This is a genomic window from Pseudidiomarina aestuarii, from assembly GCF_048263735.1.
Lineage (GTDB): Bacteria > Pseudomonadota > Gammaproteobacteria > Enterobacterales > Alteromonadaceae > Pseudidiomarina > Pseudidiomarina aestuarii_B.
The window spans coordinates 797,957-819,128 of record NZ_JBLXDX010000001.1 but is presented as its reverse complement, the minus strand read 5'-3'; the positions used below and the strand labels follow the sequence as shown (position 1 = coordinate 819,128).

At 51.0% G+C, this 21,172-nt stretch carries 23 protein-coding genes; 21 read left to right on the top strand and 2 right to left on the bottom strand.

The annotated features are described in order from the left end of the window. Positions 1-4: 4 nt before the first annotated feature. From ispG to ACN0S4_RS03735, 7 genes are all read left to right on the top strand, one after another. Positions 5-1,117 (top strand): flavodoxin-dependent (E)-4-hydroxy-3-methylbut-2-enyl-diphosphate synthase, encoded by a 1,113-nt coding sequence (gene ispG / locus ACN0S4_RS03765; protein ID WP_417656380.1) that lies wholly within the window; start codon positions 5-7, stop codon positions 1,115-1,117. Positions 1,118-1,185: 68 nt separating this feature from the next. Continuing rightward, on the top strand, positions 1,186-2,460 hold the full coding sequence (hisS, locus tag ACN0S4_RS03760) for a histidine--tRNA ligase (RefSeq protein WP_417656379.1): 1,275 nt from the start codon (positions 1,186-1,188) through the stop codon (positions 2,458-2,460). A 102-nt stretch (positions 2,461-2,562) separates the two neighbouring features. Next, the gene (locus ACN0S4_RS03755; RefSeq protein ID WP_417656378.1) at positions 2,563-3,177 is read left to right on the top strand and encodes a YfgM family protein; all 615 of its coding nucleotides are present in this window, start codon (positions 2,563-2,565) and stop codon (positions 3,175-3,177) included. Beyond that, complete coding sequence (gene bamB / locus ACN0S4_RS03750) at positions 3,174-4,358, top strand: outer membrane protein assembly factor BamB (protein ID WP_417656377.1); 1,185 nt, start codon at positions 3,174-3,176, stop codon at positions 4,356-4,358. The genes ACN0S4_RS03755 and bamB overlap by 4 nt, the downstream gene beginning before the upstream one ends. Positions 4,359-4,363: 5 nt before the next feature. Continuing rightward, positions 4,364-5,872 (top strand): ribosome biogenesis GTPase Der, encoded by a 1,509-nt coding sequence (gene der, locus ACN0S4_RS03745; RefSeq protein WP_417656376.1) that lies wholly within the window; start codon positions 4,364-4,366, stop codon positions 5,870-5,872. A gap of 133 nt (positions 5,873-6,005) precedes the next feature. Beyond that, complete coding sequence (locus ACN0S4_RS03740) at positions 6,006-6,317, top strand: hypothetical protein (protein WP_417656375.1); 312 nt, start codon at positions 6,006-6,008, stop codon at positions 6,315-6,317. Then, the gene (locus ACN0S4_RS03735; RefSeq protein WP_417656374.1) at positions 6,310-6,600 is read left to right on the top strand and encodes a HigA family addiction module antitoxin; all 291 of its coding nucleotides are present in this window, start codon (positions 6,310-6,312) and stop codon (positions 6,598-6,600) included. Before ACN0S4_RS03740 ends, ACN0S4_RS03735 begins: the two co-directional genes overlap by 8 nt. Positions 6,601-6,670: 70 nt before the next feature. Here the strand turns inward: ACN0S4_RS03735 and ACN0S4_RS03730 are convergent, their stop codons facing one another. Both ACN0S4_RS03730 and hslO read right to left on the bottom strand, forming a co-directional pair. Further along, entirely contained in the window at positions 6,671-7,060 is a 390-nt protein-coding gene (locus tag ACN0S4_RS03730; RefSeq protein ID WP_417656373.1) for an RNA-binding S4 domain-containing protein, read from the bottom strand. Then, positions 7,060-7,908, bottom strand: a complete 849-nt coding sequence (gene hslO / locus ACN0S4_RS03725) for an Hsp33 family molecular chaperone HslO (protein WP_417656372.1) — start codon at positions 7,906-7,908, stop codon at positions 7,060-7,062. Before hslO ends, ACN0S4_RS03730 begins: the two co-directional genes overlap by 1 nt. A gap of 136 nt (positions 7,909-8,044) precedes the next feature. On the opposite strand from hslO, the gene gspC reads away from it, so the two are divergent. From gspC to ACN0S4_RS03655, 14 genes are all read left to right on the top strand, one after another. Then, positions 8,045-8,938, top strand: a complete 894-nt coding sequence (gene gspC, locus ACN0S4_RS03720; protein ID WP_417656371.1) for a type II secretion system protein GspC — start codon at positions 8,045-8,047, stop codon at positions 8,936-8,938. A gap of 28 nt (positions 8,939-8,966) precedes the next feature. After that, complete coding sequence (gspD, locus tag ACN0S4_RS03715) at positions 8,967-11,072, top strand: type II secretion system secretin GspD (RefSeq protein WP_417656370.1); 2,106 nt, start codon at positions 8,967-8,969, stop codon at positions 11,070-11,072. Continuing rightward, positions 11,065-12,582, top strand: coding sequence for a type II secretion system ATPase GspE (gspE, locus tag ACN0S4_RS03710; protein WP_417656369.1), 1,518 nt, complete (start codon positions 11,065-11,067; stop codon positions 12,580-12,582). Before gspD ends, gspE begins: the two co-directional genes overlap by 8 nt. 3 nt (positions 12,583-12,585) lie before the next feature. Further along, the gene (gene gspF, locus ACN0S4_RS03705) at positions 12,586-13,833 is read left to right on the top strand and encodes a type II secretion system inner membrane protein GspF (protein WP_417656368.1); all 1,248 of its coding nucleotides are present in this window, start codon (positions 12,586-12,588) and stop codon (positions 13,831-13,833) included. Between the two features lie 92 nt (positions 13,834-13,925). Further along, on the top strand, positions 13,926-14,339 hold the full coding sequence (gspG, locus tag ACN0S4_RS03700; protein ID WP_417656367.1) for a type II secretion system major pseudopilin GspG: 414 nt from the start codon (positions 13,926-13,928) through the stop codon (positions 14,337-14,339). Positions 14,340-14,440: 101 nt separating this feature from the next. After that, positions 14,441-15,052, top strand: a complete 612-nt coding sequence (locus ACN0S4_RS03695) for a prepilin-type N-terminal cleavage/methylation domain-containing protein (protein ID WP_417656366.1) — start codon at positions 14,441-14,443, stop codon at positions 15,050-15,052. After that, positions 15,042-15,422 carry a type II secretion system minor pseudopilin GspI gene (gene gspI, locus ACN0S4_RS03690; protein WP_417656365.1) on the top strand — a complete coding sequence of 127 codons (381 nt, stop codon included), beginning with the start codon at positions 15,042-15,044 and terminating at the stop codon, positions 15,420-15,422. Before ACN0S4_RS03695 ends, gspI begins: the two co-directional genes overlap by 11 nt. Next, complete coding sequence (gene gspJ / locus ACN0S4_RS03685) at positions 15,419-16,144, top strand: type II secretion system minor pseudopilin GspJ (RefSeq protein ID WP_417656364.1); 726 nt, start codon at positions 15,419-15,421, stop codon at positions 16,142-16,144. Before gspI ends, gspJ begins: the two co-directional genes overlap by 4 nt. Next, complete coding sequence (gspK, locus tag ACN0S4_RS03680) at positions 16,144-17,208, top strand: type II secretion system minor pseudopilin GspK (RefSeq protein ID WP_417656363.1); 1,065 nt, start codon at positions 16,144-16,146, stop codon at positions 17,206-17,208. Before gspJ ends, gspK begins: the two co-directional genes overlap by 1 nt. A gap of 1 nt (position 17,209) precedes the next feature. Next, the gene (gspL, locus tag ACN0S4_RS03675; protein ID WP_417656362.1) at positions 17,210-18,430 is read left to right on the top strand and encodes a type II secretion system protein GspL; all 1,221 of its coding nucleotides are present in this window, start codon (positions 17,210-17,212) and stop codon (positions 18,428-18,430) included. Positions 18,431-18,449: 19 nt separating this feature from the next. Beyond that, positions 18,450-18,971 (top strand): type II secretion system protein GspM, encoded by a 522-nt coding sequence (gene gspM / locus ACN0S4_RS03670; protein ID WP_417656361.1) that lies wholly within the window; start codon positions 18,450-18,452, stop codon positions 18,969-18,971. Then, the gene (locus tag ACN0S4_RS03665; protein WP_417656360.1) at positions 18,971-19,759 is read left to right on the top strand and encodes a type II secretion system protein N; all 789 of its coding nucleotides are present in this window, start codon (positions 18,971-18,973) and stop codon (positions 19,757-19,759) included. The genes gspM and ACN0S4_RS03665 overlap by 1 nt, the downstream gene beginning before the upstream one ends. 57 nt (positions 19,760-19,816) lie before the next feature. Next, positions 19,817-20,644 (top strand): mechanosensitive ion channel domain-containing protein, encoded by an 828-nt coding sequence (locus ACN0S4_RS03660; RefSeq protein WP_417656359.1) that lies wholly within the window; start codon positions 19,817-19,819, stop codon positions 20,642-20,644. A gap of 85 nt (positions 20,645-20,729) precedes the next feature. Next, the gene (locus tag ACN0S4_RS03655; RefSeq protein ID WP_417656358.1) at positions 20,730-21,119 is read left to right on the top strand and encodes a hypothetical protein; all 390 of its coding nucleotides are present in this window, start codon (positions 20,730-20,732) and stop codon (positions 21,117-21,119) included. The last annotated feature ends 53 nt before the right edge of the window (positions 21,120-21,172 follow it).

The following is a 21,172-nucleotide window of genomic DNA, read 5'->3' as shown; positions in this document are numbered from 1 at the left end:
GAGTATGATGCACGAAAGTCCAATCCAACGTCGTAAATCGCGCCGCATCTATGTCGGCAATGTGCCTATTGGTGATGGTGCACCTATTGCTGTGCAGTCCATGACGAACACAGAAACGACCGACGTAGCGGCTACCGTGAAGCAAATTCAAGCCATTGCTGATGCTGGCGCCGACCTTGTCCGCGTATCGGTGCCAACCATGGACGCCGCCGAGGCGTTTCGTTTCATCAAGCAACAAAGCCCCATTCCAGTCGTTGCCGATATTCATTTTGACTACCGCATTGCACTCAAGGTCGCCGAGTATGGCGTTGATTGCTTGCGTATCAACCCAGGTAATATCGGTAACGAACAACGTATCAGAGCAGTAGTCGATGCCGCGCGTGACAAAGGCATCCCCATTCGCATTGGCGTCAATGGCGGCTCACTCGAAAAAGATCTACAAGAAAAATACGGTGAGCCGAATCCAGCCGCATTGGTCGAATCAGCCATGCGCCATGTGGATATTTTAGACCGTCTCAATTTCCAAGATTTTAAAGTCAGCGTGAAAGCATCAGATGTCTTCCTTGCAGTCGAATCTTATCGACTGTTGGCGAAGCAAATTGAGCAACCGCTCCACTTGGGTATTACCGAAGCCGGTGGTTTGCGTAGTGGTTCGGTGAAGTCAGCAATTGGCTTGGGCATGTTGCTCGCCGAGGGCATTGGCGACACGTTGCGTATTTCACTCGCGGCGAACCCGGTTGAGGAAGTCAAAGTCGGTTTCGACATTTTGAAATCATTACGCATTCGCAGCCGTGGCATCAATTTTATTGCTTGCCCCAGTTGTTCGCGCCAAGAATTTGACGTGATCAGCACCGTTAATGCGTTAGAGCAACGCCTCGAAGACGTGACCATCCCCATGGACGTGTCGATTATTGGTTGTGTCGTCAACGGTCCGGGTGAGGCACTCATCTCGCAAGTTGGCTTGGCTGGCGCCAAGAACAAGAGCGGCTTTTACATTGATGGCGAGCGCCAAAAAGAGCGTCTCGACAACAATGACCTCGTTGATCAGCTCGAACGACATATCCGCGCTAAGGTGAAACGCTTAGAAGCTGAGCAGATTCCTGTGAAGCAAAGCTAAACCTGCGGTATACTACCCGCCTAAAATTGATCCCAACTGTGAACAACTGACGAGAAAGTAACAACGTCGTGGCAAAAACTATTCAAGCAATTCGTGGAATGAACGACATTCTGCCGAGCCAAACTCCGGCCTGGCAGTACGTTGAGGGCGTGATTCGCAATACCGCCGCCGCCTATTCCTATCAAGAAATTCGTATGCCTGTGGTCGAAAGTACCGACCTGTTCAAGCGCTCCATTGGTGAAGTCACTGACATCGTCGAAAAAGAGATGTATACCTTTGACGATCGCAATGGCGACAGCCTAACCCTGCGCCCAGAAGGCACAGCGAGTTGCGTGCGTGCTGGTAACGAACACGGTTTGCTCTATAACCAAACCCAACGGCTTTGGTACATGGGCACAATGTTTCGTCATGAGCGTCCACAAAAAGGTCGTTATCGTCAGTTCCATCAGTTCGGTATTGAAGCTTTTGGTATGGACGGCCCCGACATTGATGCTGAGGTGATTCTGCTCTCCGCACGATTGTGGCAAGCCTTTGGTATTCGTGACCAAGTACAGTTACAACTGAACTCACTTGCGTCCAATGAAGCTCGCGCCAATTATCGTGTTGCGTTACGTGATTTCCTGCGTGCTCACGAGGCACAGCTCGACGAAGACTCGAAGCGTCGTCTCGATACCAATGTGTTGCGCGTGTTAGACAGCAAGTCGCCGGAAACCCAAGCTATTCTGGCGGATGCACCTAAACTGAGTGAGTACTGGGATGATGAATCTCGTGCGCATTTTGATGGTTTGTGTCAGCGTTTGGATGCAGCGGGTATCGACTACGTATTGAACGAGAAGCTGGTCCGTGGTCTCGACTATTACAATCGTACCGTATTTGAGTGGGTGACCACCGAACTAGGCTCACAAGGCACCGTTTGTGCTGGTGGCCGTTATGACGGTTTGGTTGAGCAACTGGGTGGCAAGCCAACTCCAGCAGTCGGTTTTGCCATGGGTATTGAGCGTTTGGTTCTACTCTTGGAAACACAAGGCTTAATTCCAGCCACGCAGAGCAGTGACTTGTACCTAATTGCCGGTAACGATGACGCGGAACTAAACGTGTTGACCGTTGCCGAACAACTTCGAGACGCTTTGCCGACACTGCGTATCCAAGTGCACAGCGGCAGCCAAGCACTGAAGAAGAAATTAGCGAAAGCCGATAAATCGGACGCCACCTATGCACTGGTGGTGATGAATGACAATGGCGAGTTAAGCTATCAGCTGAAACACTTACGCGAGCGCGAAATCGAATACAGCACTACGTCCGCTCTCAGCGCTATTATCGAACAATTAGGTAACGGTAAATAGTGAACAGTTAATGGAAAAGAGTCAGGACTCACGCCTCTTTTCTTTACTATTCACCGTTCACTATTCACTATTTACGAAGAATTACAGAACGAGGATTTACGAATGGAAACCGAAGATCAACAAGTCGAACGCATCAAGGACTTTTGGAACGAGCATGGCAAGGGAATCGTCGCCGGATTGGTGATCGGTTTTGCCCTGTTCTACGGCTGGCGCTACTACGATGCGCAAACTATTGCGAAGCAAGAAGCCGCATCAGAAGCTTACAGTGAAGTGCTTGCTCGGTTAGCCAGTGCTGACGAGACTGCGATTGCTGATGCACAGAAATTTGTGAATGAGCAAGCGGGTACCAGCTATGGCAACATCGCAGCACTTGAGCTAGCGCAGCAGGCAGTGAATAAAGGTGACTTGGCGACAGCGGTCAGCGCACTGCAAATGGTCCGTGATAATACGCAAGGCGCGATGAATGCGGTAGCAACCGTACGTCAAGCACGTGTCTTGATTGCACAAGACCAATACGACATGGCTATTACTGCGTTGCAAAGCATTGAGTCGGTTGCTGGTTTTGCTGGTATCGCAGCGGAGTTGCGTGGTGATGCATTGCTCACCAAAGGTGACTCTGCGGCAGCACGGGCTGCCTATGAAGACGCGCTAGCTGTGGTGGACTACAACTCGCCATTGGCTGAAATCAAACTGAAAAGTATCCCGGCGGAATCATGAAATTTTTGAAGTTAACCGCAGTGGCAGTAGCCGCTACTGTGCTCAGTGGTTGTTCTATTTTCGGTGATGACGAAATCACCTACAAAGAGCTACAACCCATCAACGCGACTGTGACGCCAAAAGTACAGTGGACCCAAGAAGTGGGTGAGGGCGTCGGTGACTTTTTCTCGCGCTTAAATCCTGTGGTTGTCCGTGAGCAGGTGATTGCGGCGGACCGTCGCGGCGTAGTGGCAGCATTTGATCGCAATTCAGGTCAGCCGGTTTGGCGTGTGGACGTGCGAACATTACTTGGCGGTGAAGAAGAAGGCTGGTTGTTCCCAGAAGAGCCGTTGCGCATTAGTGGTGGCTTAACTTCAGGTGGCAATCGCATTTTCTTCGGTACCGAGAATGGCCAAGTCATTGCGTTGAACCCAGACAACGGTGAGCTCCTGTGGCAAGCCGAAGTCAAAGGTGAAGTATTAGCAGACCCTGCGGTCGGCGACGGTTTTGTCGTAATACAGACTGGCTCTGGAAACATTGTCGGCCTTGACGAGCGTACGGGTGAAGAGCAATGGACTTTGCGGACTGAAGTGCCAGCACTGACGTTGCGTGGCACCTCAGCTCCTATCATTACCAATGGTGGTGCCTTGTTCGGTACTGCGACCGGTAAACTATCGGTTGCCGTTCTCGAAAATGGTCAGCAAGCGTGGGAAGCACGGTTAGCGATTCCAAAAGGCGCAACCGAATTACAACGCTTGATTGATGTGGACTCTAAGCCTGTTGTCTATGGTTCGGCAGTATATGCAATTGCATATAATGGCCAGGTGGCTTCGGTCGAGCTGAATACAGGTCGAGTGATTTGGCAGCGTGAATACTCGTCGTTCCAGAATATCGATATAGGCGGTGGCCGTTTGTATTTAACGGACGTCGACGACAGTGTTTATGCACTGGATCCGCAAGGTGGCGTTGAAGTATGGAGCAACAATGACCTTAGTGGTCGTGAGTTGACCGCACCAGTGCGCTATAAAAATACGGTTGTTGTGGGTGACCGCTTTGGCTATCTGCATTTCTTAAATGCCAGCAACGGTGAACTCGTTGGGCGTTTAGAAATGGATGACGAAGCCTACGTGGCGCCTGTTGTGAGTGGTGACACTCTCTATGTTCAATTACGCGACGGTAGTTTACTCGCGGTAGGAATTTAAAAGCTATGTTACCTGTTGTGGCCCTGGTCGGGCGCCCAAATGTGGGCAAATCTACCCTGTTTAATCGGCTGACCCGCACTCGGGACGCACTGGTAGCAGACTTTCCTGGACTCACGCGTGACCGTAAATACGGCCAAGCGAACTATGACGGCTTCCAATTTATCGTGATCGACACCGCCGGTGTCCATGGCGATGAAGAGGGTATCGATGCAGAAATGGCATCGCAGTCATTGCGCGCTATTGATGAAGCCGATGTCGTGCTGTTCATGGTTGATGCTCGCGATGGCATCACCGTAGCCGACAGTGCTATTGCTGAATACTTACGTAAAACCAGCAAGAAGGCCTACGTTGTCGCCAACAAAATTGACGGCATTGATGCCAATGCCGCACAAGCTGATTTCTTCGAGCTTGGCCTCGGTGATGTCTATGGTATTGCTGCTGCCCATGGGCGTGGCGTTGAGCAGCTCCTCGACAAAGCCTTCACGCCGTTACTTGAAGCCTACCCAGATATTCGCGTTGAACCTGCAGAGCCGGTTCCGCTTATTGATGAAGATGGCAATGTGGTGGTCGATGAGGCCGGCGAGACTATCTATGTTGACCCGAGCCAAGACCTCGCACACGACGAAATTGATTATTCCACTTTACCGTTGAAGCTCGCCATTGTTGGGCGCCCAAATGTAGGTAAATCGACATTGATTAACCGCATTCTCGGTGAAGAGCGTGTGGTGGTTTATGACATGCCAGGCACCACCCGCGACTCGGTCTATATTCCGATGGAACGTGATGAGCGCCAATATGTTTTGATCGATACTGCTGGCGTCCGTCGCCGCGGCAAAATTGACGAGACCATCGAAAAATTCTCGGTCATCAAAACCTTGCAGGCTATTGAAGACGCGAACGTGGTCATCGCCGTGATTGACGCCCGCGAAGTGGTTTCCGACCAAGACCTGAACTTAATCGGGTTTGCTTTAAATGCCGGTCGCTCGATTGTCATCGCAGTCAACAAATGGGATGGCCTCAGCCATGACCACCGCGAAGAAATTAAGCGCGAACTCGACCGCCGTTTAGGCTTCGTCGACTTTGCTCGACTGCACTTTATCTCGGCGTTGCACGGCAGCGGCGTCGGCAACTTATTTGAATCCGTACAAGAAGCTTTTGCTAGCGCAACTCAACGCGTCAGCACCGCTAAACTTACCCGCATTCTTGAAATGGCGGTCGATGAACATCAACCACCTTTGGTGAGTGGCCGCCGCGTCAAACTCAAGTATGCGCACGCCGGTGGTTATAATCCGCCGCGTATCATCATTCACGGCAACCAAGTGGAGCGCTTACCCGGCTCCTATCAGCGCTACCTGACCAACTATTTCCGCAAAACCCTCGGCATTATGGGCACGCCCATCAAGGTCGAGTTCCGCGAATCGGTGAATCCCTACGCTGGCCGCAAAAACAAGCTCACCAGCACCCAAGAGCGCAAACGCAAGCGCCTGATGAAGTTCATCAAAAAGAAAAAATAACACGTTCCATGAGCCACCTTCGGGTGGCTTTTTTGTATCTGTCATTCCGATAATAAATCGAGGTGGACAAATCACCTGCTCAAGGTGTAACATCATGTGTTACGGATGAGTCTGCGAATACATGGAGGTTCGTTTGATAAAATCATTCAAAAGTGCAGCGCTAGAACTTTATTTTCGCCATGCAGATGCCTCAAACTTGCCATTTTGCTCGACTGCGTTAGCTGAGGTTAGTGAGATCTTAATTGATTTAAATCTGCCTGATTTTGATATCGCTGACTTAAGACTACTATGGACGGTCAATGAATACTCTGACTTCACGAGTGTTACGGTCACTGTGAATCGAACAGAGCCGACTGGAGCTATCCTGTTCAATTATTATCAAAGTCAGGTCTACGAAGTTGATTACTTTTGCGAGGGGTATTCCCATGACTCAAATCATGACTAAACTGACGGTCAAGCATCCGGGCGAAGTATTTCGGGCGCGGTTTTTGGAACGGCACAATATTAGTATTCAAGCGGCGGCTGAAAAGCTCCACATGAAACGAGAACAGCTGTCGCGTTTTGTGAATGGACGAACATCTGTGTCGAATAATTTAGCGCTCAAACTCGCTAAGGCTACAGGTGTTTCAGTGAGATACTGGCTATCGCGTCAAATGGAATTTGATCTTCAGCAGCTCGAGCGACAGGACGTCAAGCAAATAGAAGCCGAACCCCTTCTTGAGCAATAGCAAGCTAACCTTACCGCAGAACCTCAAGAACATGCTGACGAGATGCATGTAGTTGTTTGGCAAATAGTAGCTACTGAGATTTAAACTTGATCAGTTGGCGGCGCTCTTTCTTGTCCGGCTTGTGGTCGGGGTGCGGGTTGTAGAGCGCATTGACGCGTCGTAATTCGGCTTCTTTTTCGCGGCGTGCCAGTGATTCTGGGGTTTCTTCGTAAAGTTCTTGTGCCAACGGTGCGCTGAGGCGGTGCTCGCTGAGTGCAAGAATCACCACATCATAAATGTCATGTCCGCGCGGGCAGCGCACGGTCTGCCCTACGGTGACGGTTTTGGAAGGTTTGCAGCGTTGTCCATCCACTTGTACTTTCCCGGATTGCACCAACTGTCGAGCCACTGAGCGCGTCTTGCAAAAACGCGCTGCCCATAGCCATTTGTCGATGCGTACCGGTTCCGAACGAGTGTTCATTACGATTCCAACAAGTCAGCTTCAGTAAAGCGGTACTCGGTTAGGCAGTACTCGCAGGTCATCACCACGGCACCATCTTCTCGCAAAATGTCGCGTAGCTCTTCTGGTTGTACAGACGTTAGTGCGCTCATGGTGCGCTCGCGTGAGCAGCCACAGTGAAAACGCACTTGCTGCGCCGGGTAGAGTTCCACTTGCTCTTGGTGATACAAACGTAACAAAACTTCTTCACCGGGTAAGGTGAACAATTCCGCGGCAGTCATGGTCTCAGTTAAGTGCTCCAGATGTTCAAAGGCCGCTAGGTCTTGACCGCTGGCTGGCATCACTTGCAGTAACATGCCGGCAGCGTGCTCGCCGTCGGCGTGCAACCACAAGCGGGTTTGTAACTGTTCAGATTGCAGGAAATAGTTTTGGACTACCTCAGCAATAGAACCGCCGCTGGCATCGACAACCCCCTGATAGCGCTCACCGCGCTCGGGTGTTAAGGTGATGACCAATAGGGCTTTGCCGAGTAACTCTGTGAGTCCAGCTTCGATGTCAGCAACGTCCTGACGCAGGCGTGCAATGCCACGTAGATCTTGATGATGTGAGCCGTTAACTGCGATAAAGTTAACTGGGCCATCGCCTTGTAATTGCAAGTTGATATGGCCTTCGAATTTCAGCGTCGCGCACAACAATGCGGTCGCCGCCATCAGTTCGCCTAGCAACCGTTGCACCGGCGCTGGGTATTGATGGCCTTGTAGCATGCGTTGATAGCTGCTGCTCAATTGCACCAGTTCACCGCGAACGTCTTGCTCGACAAAGGTGTAGCGATGCAATTGATCCATTGGATAATGGCTGGCTTTGGTCATGGAATACGTCTCGAAGTCATGATTGTGTAAAAGAAGGTGGTTATGATACCAAATTCTTCAAATTTTATCTGTTCAGCGGCAATTTGAGTCGCTAGAATGAATTTTCTTAAAGCGACGTCACAAAATTATAACGAAAATGCAGAAGCTACTTGATAACCCAGTGTGGTGGGCTCGCGGACTATGGACGCTCACCGCTATTTGCGCAATTGCCGCCGCACTGTTTGTTGCCCAACTGACCTGGCAATTTTTGACTCCTCCAGCTGCACCTGAAGCAGGGCCATTACCGCCAGCGCAAGTGCAGTCGCGTGCTCGCGTGGACGTTGCCGGCATCAATCGGCTCAACTTATTTGGTAGCACTGCCACGGTTCAACAGGCCTCCACCAACGCGCCGAAAACCCAATTGAATGTGCGTTTAATGGGTGTATCCGCAGCTTCGGCGCCTGAGCGTTCTGCAGCCATTATTGAACAACGCGGTACGCAAGAGGTTTATGCAGTGGGCGAGAAGCTCACCGGCACTCAAGTGACCGTGCACGAAATCTATGCCGACCGCGTTATTCTAGATAACAACGGGCGTCTTGAAACCTTAGAGCTCGAAGGTATCGGTGAGCTGAGTGAAGGACTATCGCTGACTATGGAGAATAGTCGTGAGCGCGCAGCGGCAAGCAGCGCAGAGCAAGGCCGTCCACCTATTAATCGCCGTGCTGCAACGCCGTTAAGCCGTGACCAAGTGCAGCAGGCACGCCAAGCGGGTAGTGCCGGTATCTTGAATTATATTCGGTTTAGTCCGGTGCAAGAGTCCGGTGGTATTTCAGGTTTTCGACTCAATCCAGGGCCGCAACCGGAACTCTTTAACGAGGCAGGTTTCCAAGCGGGAGACATCGCAGTCGCCATTAATGGTGAGAACCTGACCGATGCCAGTACCGCTATGCGCATGACCAGTGAGCTGGGTAACATGCAACAAGTGACGGTCACGGTATTACGAAATAACGAGTACATTGATCTTGAACTCAGTGTGCCAACAGAACAATAAAAGCAGAATCAGAATGAAAGGAACACGCATGCGTCACTCCACACTCTCCATCGCGCTGGCATTGAGCCTCGCCGCCGCAGCTACTTCAGCTGTGAGCTACGCCCAAGCACAACGCAGCGCAGCCGAAGAGCCGGTCGAATACGCCGCGAGCTTTAAGAACACAGACATCACTGAATTCATTCAGGTAGTGGGACGTAACTTGGGTAAAACTATGATTATCGACCCCGATGTACGCGGCAAAATTGACGTGCGTAGTTATGATGTGATGACAGAAGAGCAGTATTGGCAGTTCTTCCTGAACGTGTTGGATGTCTACGGTTTTGCCACGGTACAAATGGAATCGGGCGTCATCAAGGTTATGCGTGACAAAGATGCGCGCAACGGCGCCATTCCGGTGGTTGATGACAACTCGCTAGGTGGCGATACATTAGTCACTCGCGTCGTTCCTGTTCTGAATGTTTCTGTGCGTGAATTAGCTCCGTTACTGCGTTTGCTGAATGACGCCAGCGGTGGCGGTAACGTGGTTTCTTATGACCCGTCAAACGTGATCATGCTGACCGGCCGCAGTGAGACCGTGCAGCGTTTAGTTGAAATAATTGAGCGGGTCGACCGCGCCGGTAACCAAGACGTCCGCGTCGTGAAGTTGCAGTACGCGTCGGCATCAGAAGTGGTCCGTATCGCTTCTGCGTTGTTTGAGAAAACTGCGGATGGTACGCCAGCATTATTGATCCCAAAAATTGTCGCCGATGAGCGCACCAACTCGGTGGTAGTGAGCGGTGAGCCGCAAGCACGCGAGCGTGTTGTTAAACTCATTGAGCAGCTCGATAAAGATCTGCAAACCGAAGGCAACACCCGCGTGGTGTATCTGAAGTATGCCAAAGCCGAAGAGTTGGTGGATGTGTTGCAGGGCGTGTCAGATTCTTTAGTAGCAGAACAGCAGCAGGGCGGCCAGGGCCAACCACAGGGCGCACCGCAGCGCCGCAGCCGTTCCAATAACAACATCAGCATTACCTCACACGAAGCCAGCAACTCACTAGTTATCACCGCGCAACCAGACATGTTGTTGAACCTTGAGAACGTGATTCGCCAGCTCGATATCCGTCGAGCGCAGGTTCACGTAGAAGCCATTATTGTTGAGATTTTCGAAGGCGACGGTGTTGATTTTGGCCTGCAGTGGATTTCAGAAGACGGTGGCTTGGTGCAATACAGCAACGGTAACCAAGTACCGATCGGTCAGTTGGCTGCTGCCGCTTATTTGGCGCAGGAACAACCGGGTCGTATTACCCGTGAAGTCGACAATGCGGGGAACCCATTGGTAACCGAAGAGCCAGCGCAGCAAGGTAACGTTGAGTTACTCGCGCAGTTGCTCGGCAACGTGAACGGTACCATGATTGGGGTCATCAAAAATGACTGGGGCGCCATTTTACAAGCGGTCAGCACCACCACCAATTCCAACATTTTGGCCACGCCAAGCATCATGACCGTGGACAATGAAGAAGCATCATTCCTGGTCGGTCAGTCCGTGCCAACTATTACTGGTTCGACTATTGGCAGTGACAATCAAAACCCATTCCAAACCGTGAACCGTGAAGACATTGGTATCAAGTTGAAGGTGACGCCACAAATCAACGAAGGTAATGCGGTACAAATGGTTATCGAGCAAGAAGTATCCAGCTTAAGCGGTGCTACTGCAGTGGATATCACCATCAACAAACGTGAGCTGAACACCGTGGTCATGGCCGAAGATGGCGAAACCATCGTGTTAGGTGGTTTGATTGATGAAGATGTTCAGGAAAGCGTCTCGAAAATTCCATTGCTCGGTGACATTCCATACTTAGGTAAACTGTTCAGCTCTACTTCAACTACGCGGCAAAAGCGTAATTTGATGGTCTTTATAAAGCCGACCATTATTCGTGATTCGTCCACGGCAACTGGCCTCAGCAGCCGCAAGTACAATTACATTCGCGCTGAGCAGCTAAAAGCGAACGAAGATGGTATTGAGTTAATGCCACGTACAGAATCTCCAGTGTTACCTGAATTTGATACGTCGCTGGCATTACCGCCTGGGTATGAAGAATATCTGCGCGAGAAGGGTGCCATCAAAGATCAGAAAGAAGGGTCTGGCAATGAGTGAAATCGCTGACGTCGCAGCAGTTATAGCGCCGCGACGCTTGCCATTTGGATTCGCCAAGCGGCACGGTGTGGTGGTACAAGAAAATCGCAATGAACCAGACGGTGAGCCGACTTACATTGTCCACACCCGCGCTGACTTTGACCGCGATGCCTTGATTGAAGTGCGCCGCGTACTCGGTCAATCGTTCAGCGTGCAAAAGCATGACAACGACACCTTTGAAGCGATTTTGACGCAAGCCTATCAGCGTGATTCTTCGGAAGCGAAGCAGTTGATGGAAGACATTGGTAACGAAACCAACTTATTCTCGCTCGCCGACGAACTACCGCAAACCGAAGACTTACTCGAAAGTGAAGATGACGCGCCAATCATTAAATTGATCAACGCTATGTTGTCGGAAGCGATTAAAGAAGGTGCGTCGGATATTCACATCGAGACCTTTGAGAAAGACTTATTAGTGCGCTTCCGTATTGACGGCGTGCTGCGTGAAGTCATTCGCCCCAACCGTAAACTGAGTTCGCTGCTGGTATCGCGGATCAAGGTTATGGCGCAGTTAGATATCGCTGAAAAGCGGGTGCCACAAGATGGTCGTATTAGCCTGCTGATTGCCGGTCGTGCGGTCGATGTTCGGGTTTCCACCATGCCATCGAATCATGGCGAGCGGGTAGTACTGCGTTTGCTCGATAAAAACAACGCGCGTTTGAATTTGGCGCAGCTTGGCATGACAGAAGCGAACCGCAAGATTTTCGCAGAACTTATCAAAAAGCCCCACGGCATCATCTTGGTTACCGGCCCAACCGGTTCTGGTAAAAGTACCACTTTGTATGCGGGCTTAAGTGACATCAACTCCAAAGACCGTAACATTTTGACCGTTGAAGACCCGATTGAGTATGCCATTGAAGGTATCGGGCAGATGCAGGTCAATCCCAAAGTGCAAATGACCTTTGCTCGTGGCTTACGCGCTATTTTGCGACAAGATCCCGATGTGGTCATGGTCGGTGAGATTCGTGATGTCGAAACCGCCCAAATTGCCGTGCAAGCGTCGTTGACCGGTCACTTAGTAATGTCGACCTTACACACCAACACCGCCGCTGGCGCGATTACGCGTCTGGAAGATATGGGCGTTGAACCTTTCCTATTGAGTTCTTCACTCCTTGCAGTGTTGGCACAACGACTCGTGCGTACGCTGTGCGAAGAGTGTAAAGAAACCTATGACCCGAGTGACGATGAACTCGAGTTTTTCAGCAAGAAAGAGCGCAAAGCGGCGGTCTTGTATCGTGCGAAAGGTTGCGACAAGTGTAACCATACTGGTTATCGCGGTCGGACCGGTATTCATGAATTGCTGGTGGTCGACGAAAAGGTTCGTGAACTCGTCCATAACGGGCATGGCGAGCAGGCCATCGACAAGTACGTGCGCAAGCATACGCCGAGTATCCGCGATGACGGTTTGAGCAAAGTCGCACTGGGTTTAACCACATTAGAGGAAGTCTTGCGCGTTACGCGTGAGGAATAACGTATGGGTGCATTTGCGTATCAAGCGCTGGATGCCAGTGGGCGCAAAAAGAATGGTGTTCTCGAAGGGGATACCGAACGCCAAGTGCGTCAACTCCTGCGTGAACAAGGTTTGTTGCCGGTATCGGTTGAAGTTGCTGAGCAACAAAATCGTACCACGAGTGAGTCGACTGCAGGTGGGGTTGCGGGCTGGTTTGCGCGAGCGCGAATTCGCCGTATTAAGGCCGCCGATTTAGCACTGATTACTCGCCAACTGGCAACCCTCGTGCAGGGCGCACTCCCTATTGAACAAGCATTGCTGGCAGTAGCGGAGCAGACCGACAAAGCGCGGTTGACCAACCTACTGATGGCGGTGCGTTCTAAGGTCGTTGAGGGCTATTCCTTAGCAGAGGCTATGAGCGAATATCCCCACGTATTCGATAAGCTCTTCACATCAATGGTGGCTGCGGGCGAGCGCTCAGGGCACCTCGACGAAGTTTTGAATCGACTTGCTGATTACACCGAACAGCGTAATCGCCTGAAAAGCCAAATGACGCAAGCGTTGATTTATCCGATGGTGCTGACATTCGTCGCCATTTGCATCGTGATTTTCTTATTGGTGTCGGTGGTACCGAACATTGTTGAGCAGTTTATCTCGCTGGATCAGACTTTGCCGACCACGACTACGGTGATGCTCGCTATCAGTAGCTTCCTACAAACTTTTGGGCCTTATATTTTGGTGGCGCTGATCATCGCTAGCATTGTGTTCACGCAAGCGTTGAGAAAGCCCGCGTTTCGCGACAAATACGATGCCTGGGTGCTGAAAACGCCACTGTTCGGTCGTGTGATTCGAGCCGTCAACACAGCACGTTTTAGTCGGACTTTAAGTATCCTGTCGGCATCGGCAGTGCCACTCTTAGATGGCCTGCGGATCACCGGCCGCGTATTAACCAACCGCGCCATGCAACAAGCTATTGAAGATGCATCCGACCGTGTGCGAGAGGGCTCGTCATTGCGTAACGCGCTAGCCAATACCAAACTTTTCCCACCTATGATGCTGCACATGATTGCCGCCGGTGAGAAAAGTGGTGAGCTGGAACAAATGCTGGGCCGCGCCGCAGACAACCAAGATCGCGACTTTGAAAACACCATGAACGTGGCTCTGAAAATATTCGAACCAGCCTTGATTGTGACTATGGCGGGGATTGTCTTATTCATCGTGTTAGCGATTATTCAGCCCATCCTGGCACTAAACCAAGCGATGGGACTCTAATTGAAAGTGAAAGGTGAATAGTGAACAGTGAATTGGAAAACCAAGCTGTTCCGTTCACCATTCACCATTCACTGTTTACTAGGGGGGTATTTATGAAACAGAAAGGATTTAGTTTGCTCGAGATTATGGTCGTGATTGCCATTCTCGGATTGTTAGCCGCACTCATTGTGCCCAACGTTATTGGTGCCAGTGACTCAGCCAACCGTCAGAAGGCGCGCACGGATATCGTCTCGCTAGAGAATGCACTGGCGCAATATCGTCTCGACAATGGCGTCTATCCGACTACTGAGCAAGGGTTGCAGGCACTAGTTGAGGAGCCACAAATTGATCCGCCACGTAACTATCGCCGCGGTGGCTACATTGCTCGACTTCCAAACGACCCATACCAGAACCCGTATTTAATGCTGAACCCGGGTGAATACGGTGATATCGATATCTTCTCTGCAGGTCCTGATGGTCAAGCCGGCACCGAAGATGACATCGGTAACTGGAACTTAGAAGACTAAAAGCGTTACTGGTTAATGGCTACTAGTTACTAGAACTACCTAGATCTGTGTTTTCGAGTAGCAAGTAACTAATAGCTAGTAGCGAGCAACGAAGGAGCTCCATGCGTCAGCGCGGGTTTACGCTTATAGAGGTGATGGTCACACTGGCGATTATTGCGATTCTCGCAACCGCCGTGACCTTTGTAGTGCCCGACCGCCGCGATGACGATAATGCCGAGTTTGTGCAAGAACTCTACTACCGTATGGAATATGCGCGTGAGTATGCGCTGGTTCGGCATGCGATTTTGGGCTTTCATTTTGATGATGAGAGCTATCGTTTTGTCCGTTGGAACCAAGACAATTTGCGCTGGGAAGCGCTGGATGAGCGTGGTTTACGTGAACAGCTACTGCCCATGGATACGCGGCTGACGGTCGATATTCAAGGCATTGGCATGATTGATGACGAGCAAGAGGTCATCGAGTTATTCAGTGCAGAAGACAGTGACGATGATACCGATTCCTCATCAGGAACAGATGACCAAGGCCCGCCGTTATTTCCGCAATTGTTTATTTTTGGCAGTGGTGAGTTACCCATCTTTCGTCTGACCTTTACTGACTTAGAGCGTCCTGAAGCGCCCGAACTAGGCATTCACAGCCTCGATGGCTTCCAGTTGGATTTCGGTCGATTAGATTATCTTGATGATTTGGCGGAGGCGTTTGAAAATGACATCTAAGCCGCATCATCAATCAGGTTTCACACTCATTGAAGTTATGGCTGCGTTGGCTATTTTCGCATTAGCTGCGATTGCCGGCATTTCTTCGTCCAGTGGTCATCTCAATGACTTAAGTTACATGCAAGAGAAGACGTTGGCGCGTTATGCCGCCAGCAATGCAGTGGCGCGGATGTCGCTCGAGTATCCGCCGCGTGACAACTCGAATGGCACCGAGATTATTGCCGACCAATCGTTTAACTGGACCGTTGAAGTCAGTGACACACCCAACGAAGGCATTTATTACGTAACCGTGCGGGTTGCACCGGCGGATGATCCTGAGCAACGTCCGTTGCATCAGATCAGCGTCTATCAGGGGCCTATTCGCGAATGAAACGGTTAGGCAACACCTCAAGCAAAAGCGGCTTCACCTTAGTGGAAGTGCTCGTCACCATGGCCATATTTGCCATTATTGGTATAGCGGCGTCGAGTGTCGTCAACAGTATGATGCGCACGAGCGAACAAAGCGAAAGCGCGATTCAAGACCTGCAACAACTGCAATATTCCATGCTGACCTTAGAACGAGACATTCGCTCCATGGTGCCGCGCAAGAACGCTACGGGCAGGTTCTTTTTTGCCGATGACGAGCGGTTTGCCTTTGTCCGCAACGGCTGGTTAAACCCCGGTGCCATGTTACCGCGCAGTGAACTCGAGCCAGTCGCATATTTGCTGGAAGAGGGTAATTTGGTTCGCGAGAATTTTTATTATGTGGATGTGAGCGCCAGTGAAGATGCCAAGTCTCGTATTATTTTCGAGGGTGTCGAGTCGATGGAGTTGATGTTTTATCGTCGCCCACCTGCTGATGAAGCGCGCAATAATGCTGGCGCGGGCGCAGCTGGCAGTAATGAATGGCTCGAAGAGTGGAACTTTACTAATGAACTACCGTTAGCCATCGAGTTGACGTTAGTCACCGAGCGTTGGGGGCACATTCAACGCGTGTTCACCATTAACGGCGGTGATTTCACAGAGCAAGTGCCCGAGCCGATTGAACAGAACCCAGACGAGAATAACCCGCAGCCGGACACCCCAGATAATCCGAATGGCGGAGCAAGCTAATGCGTAAGCACATGAGCTCAAGCAAGCCACAACAACGAGGCGTCGCGTTAATTATCGTGCTGCTGGTCGTCGCTATCGTGGCCGTGGTTGCCATGAGTTTGAGTGAACGGTTACAAACCAGCGTGCTGCGGACTGCCAACTTACAACAAGCCGAGCAAGGCCATTGGTATTGGGTCAGTGCAGAAACCATAGTGCGTGACTTACTGCAAACCGAATTAGTGGAAGATGATTTTACCGCACACTTACAGCAAGAATGGGCCCTGCAAAGTTCAAGCGGGCAACGGTACCCTGTTGAAGGCGGCGACATTCAAGGCGTGATCAAAGATCAACATAGCTGTTTCAACGTCAACAGCATGCGCCTACCTGAAGATCAACAAGGTCTGCTTGAGCGTCGCAAAACACAATTTCGGATGCTGCTGATGGCCGTTTTGGAAGATGGCGATCAATACACCATCGATACTATTGTCGATAGTACCGTCGATTGGCTCGATGAAGATCAAAACTTGGTCAGCAGTTATGGTGCCGAAGATGCTGATTATGAATCACGTGAGTTTCCGTATCGCACCGGCAATACCTATTTGGCTGAGTATTCAGAGTTGCGGTTGATTCGCGGTGTCACACCACAAATCTATCAAGTGATGAAGCCTTACCTGTGTATGTGGCCGAATAATGCCAAATGGACATTGAATCCGAACACTGTACCTGAGAATCGGCCGGAATTATTGTATGCCGCCACCTTGGGTGCTATGACCGTCGATGATGCGCAGAGCTTCCTCAATAGTCGGCCCGAAGAGGGCTACGAATCAACCGAGAATCTGCGCAATGACAGCGCAATGTCGCGCGCTGAATCGAACCAAATTCGACCGGAGTTTGGGGGCAATGTTCGCCCTGATGCAACGGTTGTCAGTCAATTGGGCGGAGCGCTTGACGATCTGTCCGTGAAAAGTCAGTATTTTGAAGTCACAGCACAAATTAACTTCGGTGATCTAACCTTGCGTGGCCGTTCGTTCTTGCTCATCGGTGAAGAGCAGACACGGGTACTTTACCGAAGCATAGGAGATTAATATGGAAACGCTGTACATTCGGCTGCCCGCAAGCGCTGAGCAACCCGTGCATTGGCTGATTTGGAATAGCACCACCAGCGAATTGATCGCGAGCGGTACAGTGCCACAAGCCAGTGACTTAGCGCAATTGACCGAGCGCGCTCGCAGTCGCGACGTGGCGGTGTTTGTAGCAGGGCAAGCGGTGAGTATGAAACATGCCCCGTTACCGGCTGGTTCGCAGCGGCTCTGGGCGCAATTAGTGCCGAACACACTCGAAGATGAGTTCGCGACTGATATCGACAAGCTTCATTTTGCTTGGCCTGCCAATTTTAAAGTCGCCGGTACCGAAGCACCACTACCAGTCGCCGTGGTTTCCGATGCGGCTATGCAAAACTGGCTCGAGTGGTTGCAAGCAGCTGATATTGAGGCCGATCAGTTATTTCCTGACTTTTATATGTTGCCGGCGCCGCCAGCGAATACAGCGCATGCGTTGCAGCTTGGCAATGACGTCATTATTCGCAATGGTGAGCAATCGGGTTTTGCGGTCGAAGCGGACCTTCTCGACAGTCTTGGGCTCGAGACTTTTGTGGATGCGGATTGCACCAAAATGGTGCATTTTGGCCCAGTACAAGTCACTAGTGACAAATTAGAAGCGGCCGATATTGAAGTTCCGCTGAGCATCGTTGCCAACGCCAATAGCGCAGCGCATAAGCACACCATCAATCTACGTCAGAACGACTACAAGGTTACACGCAAACGCCGCAAGGTAAGCACTCACTTACCATGGCGCCCAGTTGCCATAGCCGCCACGGTGCTCGTTGCATTGGTTTATGTGCAGCAGGTAGCAACTTACATTCAACTCGGGCAGCAGCAAGAACAAGTGCGTGTCGCCATTGAGCAAACCTATCGTGACGTGGTGCCAGGTGAAGGCCAGATTGTGAATGCGGAAGTGCAACTACGTCGTCAGCTTGAGGCCGTAGCAGGAACTGCAGCAGTCAGCGGTAATGTGATGCAAGTGCTGACTGATTTGCAGCCGGCGTTTCAAGCTGCCGGTGACATGCAACTCGAATTACTCCGCTTTGAACGCGGTGAGCTGCGTTTGCAAGCGCGTGCTGAGCGTTTTAATAGTTTCGAAGCGTTTCGTACTGCCGCACAGCAAGCTGGTACGTATGATGTTGAACAGGGCTCTATCAGTAATAACGATAGCGGTGTGAGTGGCACGTTAACAGTGCGCGTTCGGTAGTAGGTAGGAGCAACAACAAATGACAGTATTTAACTCACTCAGCCAGCAGACCAAAGCACTGATCGACCCTTATTGGCAGAAGATGAACACCCGCGAGCGCACGCTGGTGAGCGTGTTGGGTGGCCTAGCACTGGTCGCCATTGTCTATGCGATTGCCTGGCTGCCCGTTGCTAACGGTATTGCAGAACGTGAACTGCAGTTACAAGCGCAACAGCAGGTTCTCGCGAAAGTCCGCGAGCAGGCAGGCTTGTTGAAAGCTGCTCGTGATAGTGGCGGCACTGCGGCGACTACGAATCAAGCCAGTGGCAGTCTGACCCAACGGGTGACCCGTCTGGCCGATCAAAGCAACATCAGCGTTACCCGCATGCAACCGGGACAAGGTGGCTTGTTGGTAGTGATTGATGAAGCACCATTCAACAACTTGGTGCAAATGCTTAACGCGTTACAAGGACAAGGTGGCATGGTCATTGAAGCATTAGATGTCGCCGAGGGCAGTGCGCCCGGCTTAGTGCGTGTCCGTAAACTGCAGGTACGTGGCTAATGCGTTGGACTTGGTTACTGTGGCTCATTCCTATCTATTTGATTGCACTGGTCGTCTTTGCACCGGCGCGATTGATTGGTTGGGCGCTTGCGCAAACGCCCGCCGCCCAGCAGGTGAGCCTGCATGGTTTACAGGGCTCGTTATGGAGTGGTAGCGCGGCGAGCGTTGAAACTCGTCTACCAACTGGCGCACCCATACAACTCCAACAAGTGAGCTGGCAAGTAAGTCCATGGGCACTGGTGACTGGTACTCTCGCGGTGGACTTTAACGTCCCGCAATTAACCAATTTAGTCTTTGGGCAAGGCTCACTCAGCGCCACTAGCTCAGGGTTGCAAGCGTTTAACGCCAACTTGAGCGGAGACATTTTACGTGGTGCTACAGCACTCAATGTACCGATGTTGGTGCCAACGGACGGTCGCTGGAACCTCAACATTCGAGATTATCAGTTGGCTAATTGGCAGCAGCCCACTTGGTGTTCGGCTCTCGACGCGACTATTGAAGGTAATGCGGTACAAGTGCAACTGGAGAATCGTTGGCTTGAATTAGGGGACTTTGCCATGCAACTGCAGTGCACTGAAGCCGAAGCAATTACCGTTACCATGCCGAGTTCCAACCGTCTAGGTCTCAGCTTCGAGGCATTGATGGAAGGCTCGCGACAAATTCCACGCGGACGCATTGATGGGTTCTTCCAACCCACTATCGAAACGCCAGCTGAGGTTCAAGAAGTATTGCCATTTATTGGACAACCTGATGCAGCGGGCCGTTATGCATTTGGGTTTCGTTTCTAAACCAGCTACACTTTATGGCCGTATAGCTAGTATCAATTTGATTCAAAAGAGGGTTTTATGGACCAAATCATGACCTGGATCAGCGATAACCAAGCCACCTTGCTCGGTTACGCCGTACAAATTCTTGTCGGTATTGTCATTCTGGTGGTGGGTAAAATCGTCGCCAATAGTACCGCGAAGCTGATGGCCAAAGGAATGAACAAGCGCGGCATGGACGGCGCCGTGATTTCTTTCCTTACGGCCATTATCAAAACCGTTATCTTTATTGCCGCGTTGCTGATGGCGCTGTCGCAAGTGGGTGTGCAAACCACGTCGTTTATCGCCATCTTAGGTGCTGCAGGCTTGGCTATTGGTTTGTCTTTGCAGGGTTCACTGTCGAACATCGCGTCTGGCGTACTGATTATTATGTTCCGCCCATTCCGCGCGGGTGAATATGTCGATGCAGGTGGCGTATCTGGCACCGTGGAAGAAGTGAATATCTTCCAAACCATCATGAAAACGCCTGACAATAAAGTGGTGTTCGTGCCCAACGCCCAAATCACCACCCAGCCAATCACCAATTATAATCGTGAAGATACTCGTCGAGTTGACTTACTGATTGGTGTGTCGTATGACGCTGACCTACAGAAATGTAAAGAAGTCTTTGAGCAAGTACTCGCCAAAGAGTCACGTATTCTGCCAGAACCGGCACCAAATATTCAGGTCCATGCACTGAACAACTCATCGGTTGATTTCATTGTGCGGCCCTGGGTTAAAGGCACTGACTACTGGGGTGTGTACTGGGATCTCATGCGCGAAATTAAGCTCGCACTTGATCAAAATGACATCGGAATTCCGTATCCACAAATGGATGTTCATTTACACAAAGTTGCTTCACAAGAATAAAACATCGTGCTAGTCTGAGAGCAATCATAGTTGGATGGAAATCTGGCTATCGATTGGCCAATCAAACACATAGAGGTGTATGAAAATGTTAAAACGTACTGCTTTAGCTGTTGCAATTAGCGTGGCGCTTACGCCAGCTGTATTTGCGGCACAAGGTAGTGGTGAAGTTGCGGACAGCAATGTTGTCGGTTTCGGTGAAGTCACGGCTAAGACTGTGATTGCTACCGTTATTGGCGTTGCTGGCGCTGCAACCCTGTTGGATAGTAGTGATTCGGAGGCACCGCCGCCACCACCACCACCGCCACCGCCACCACCACCACCACCTGAGCCAGAACCTGAGCCAGAACCTGAGCCAGAACCTGAGCCAGAACCTGAGCCAGAACCTGAGCCAGAACCTGAGCCGCCGGTGACGACAACAACTACTGGAACGACTACGACGACAGCTACGGTTACAACAACCACGTCTACTCGTTAGTTCTAGTCAGTGTTGTATGAAATATGATAAAAATACCGCAGGTGCGCACTGCG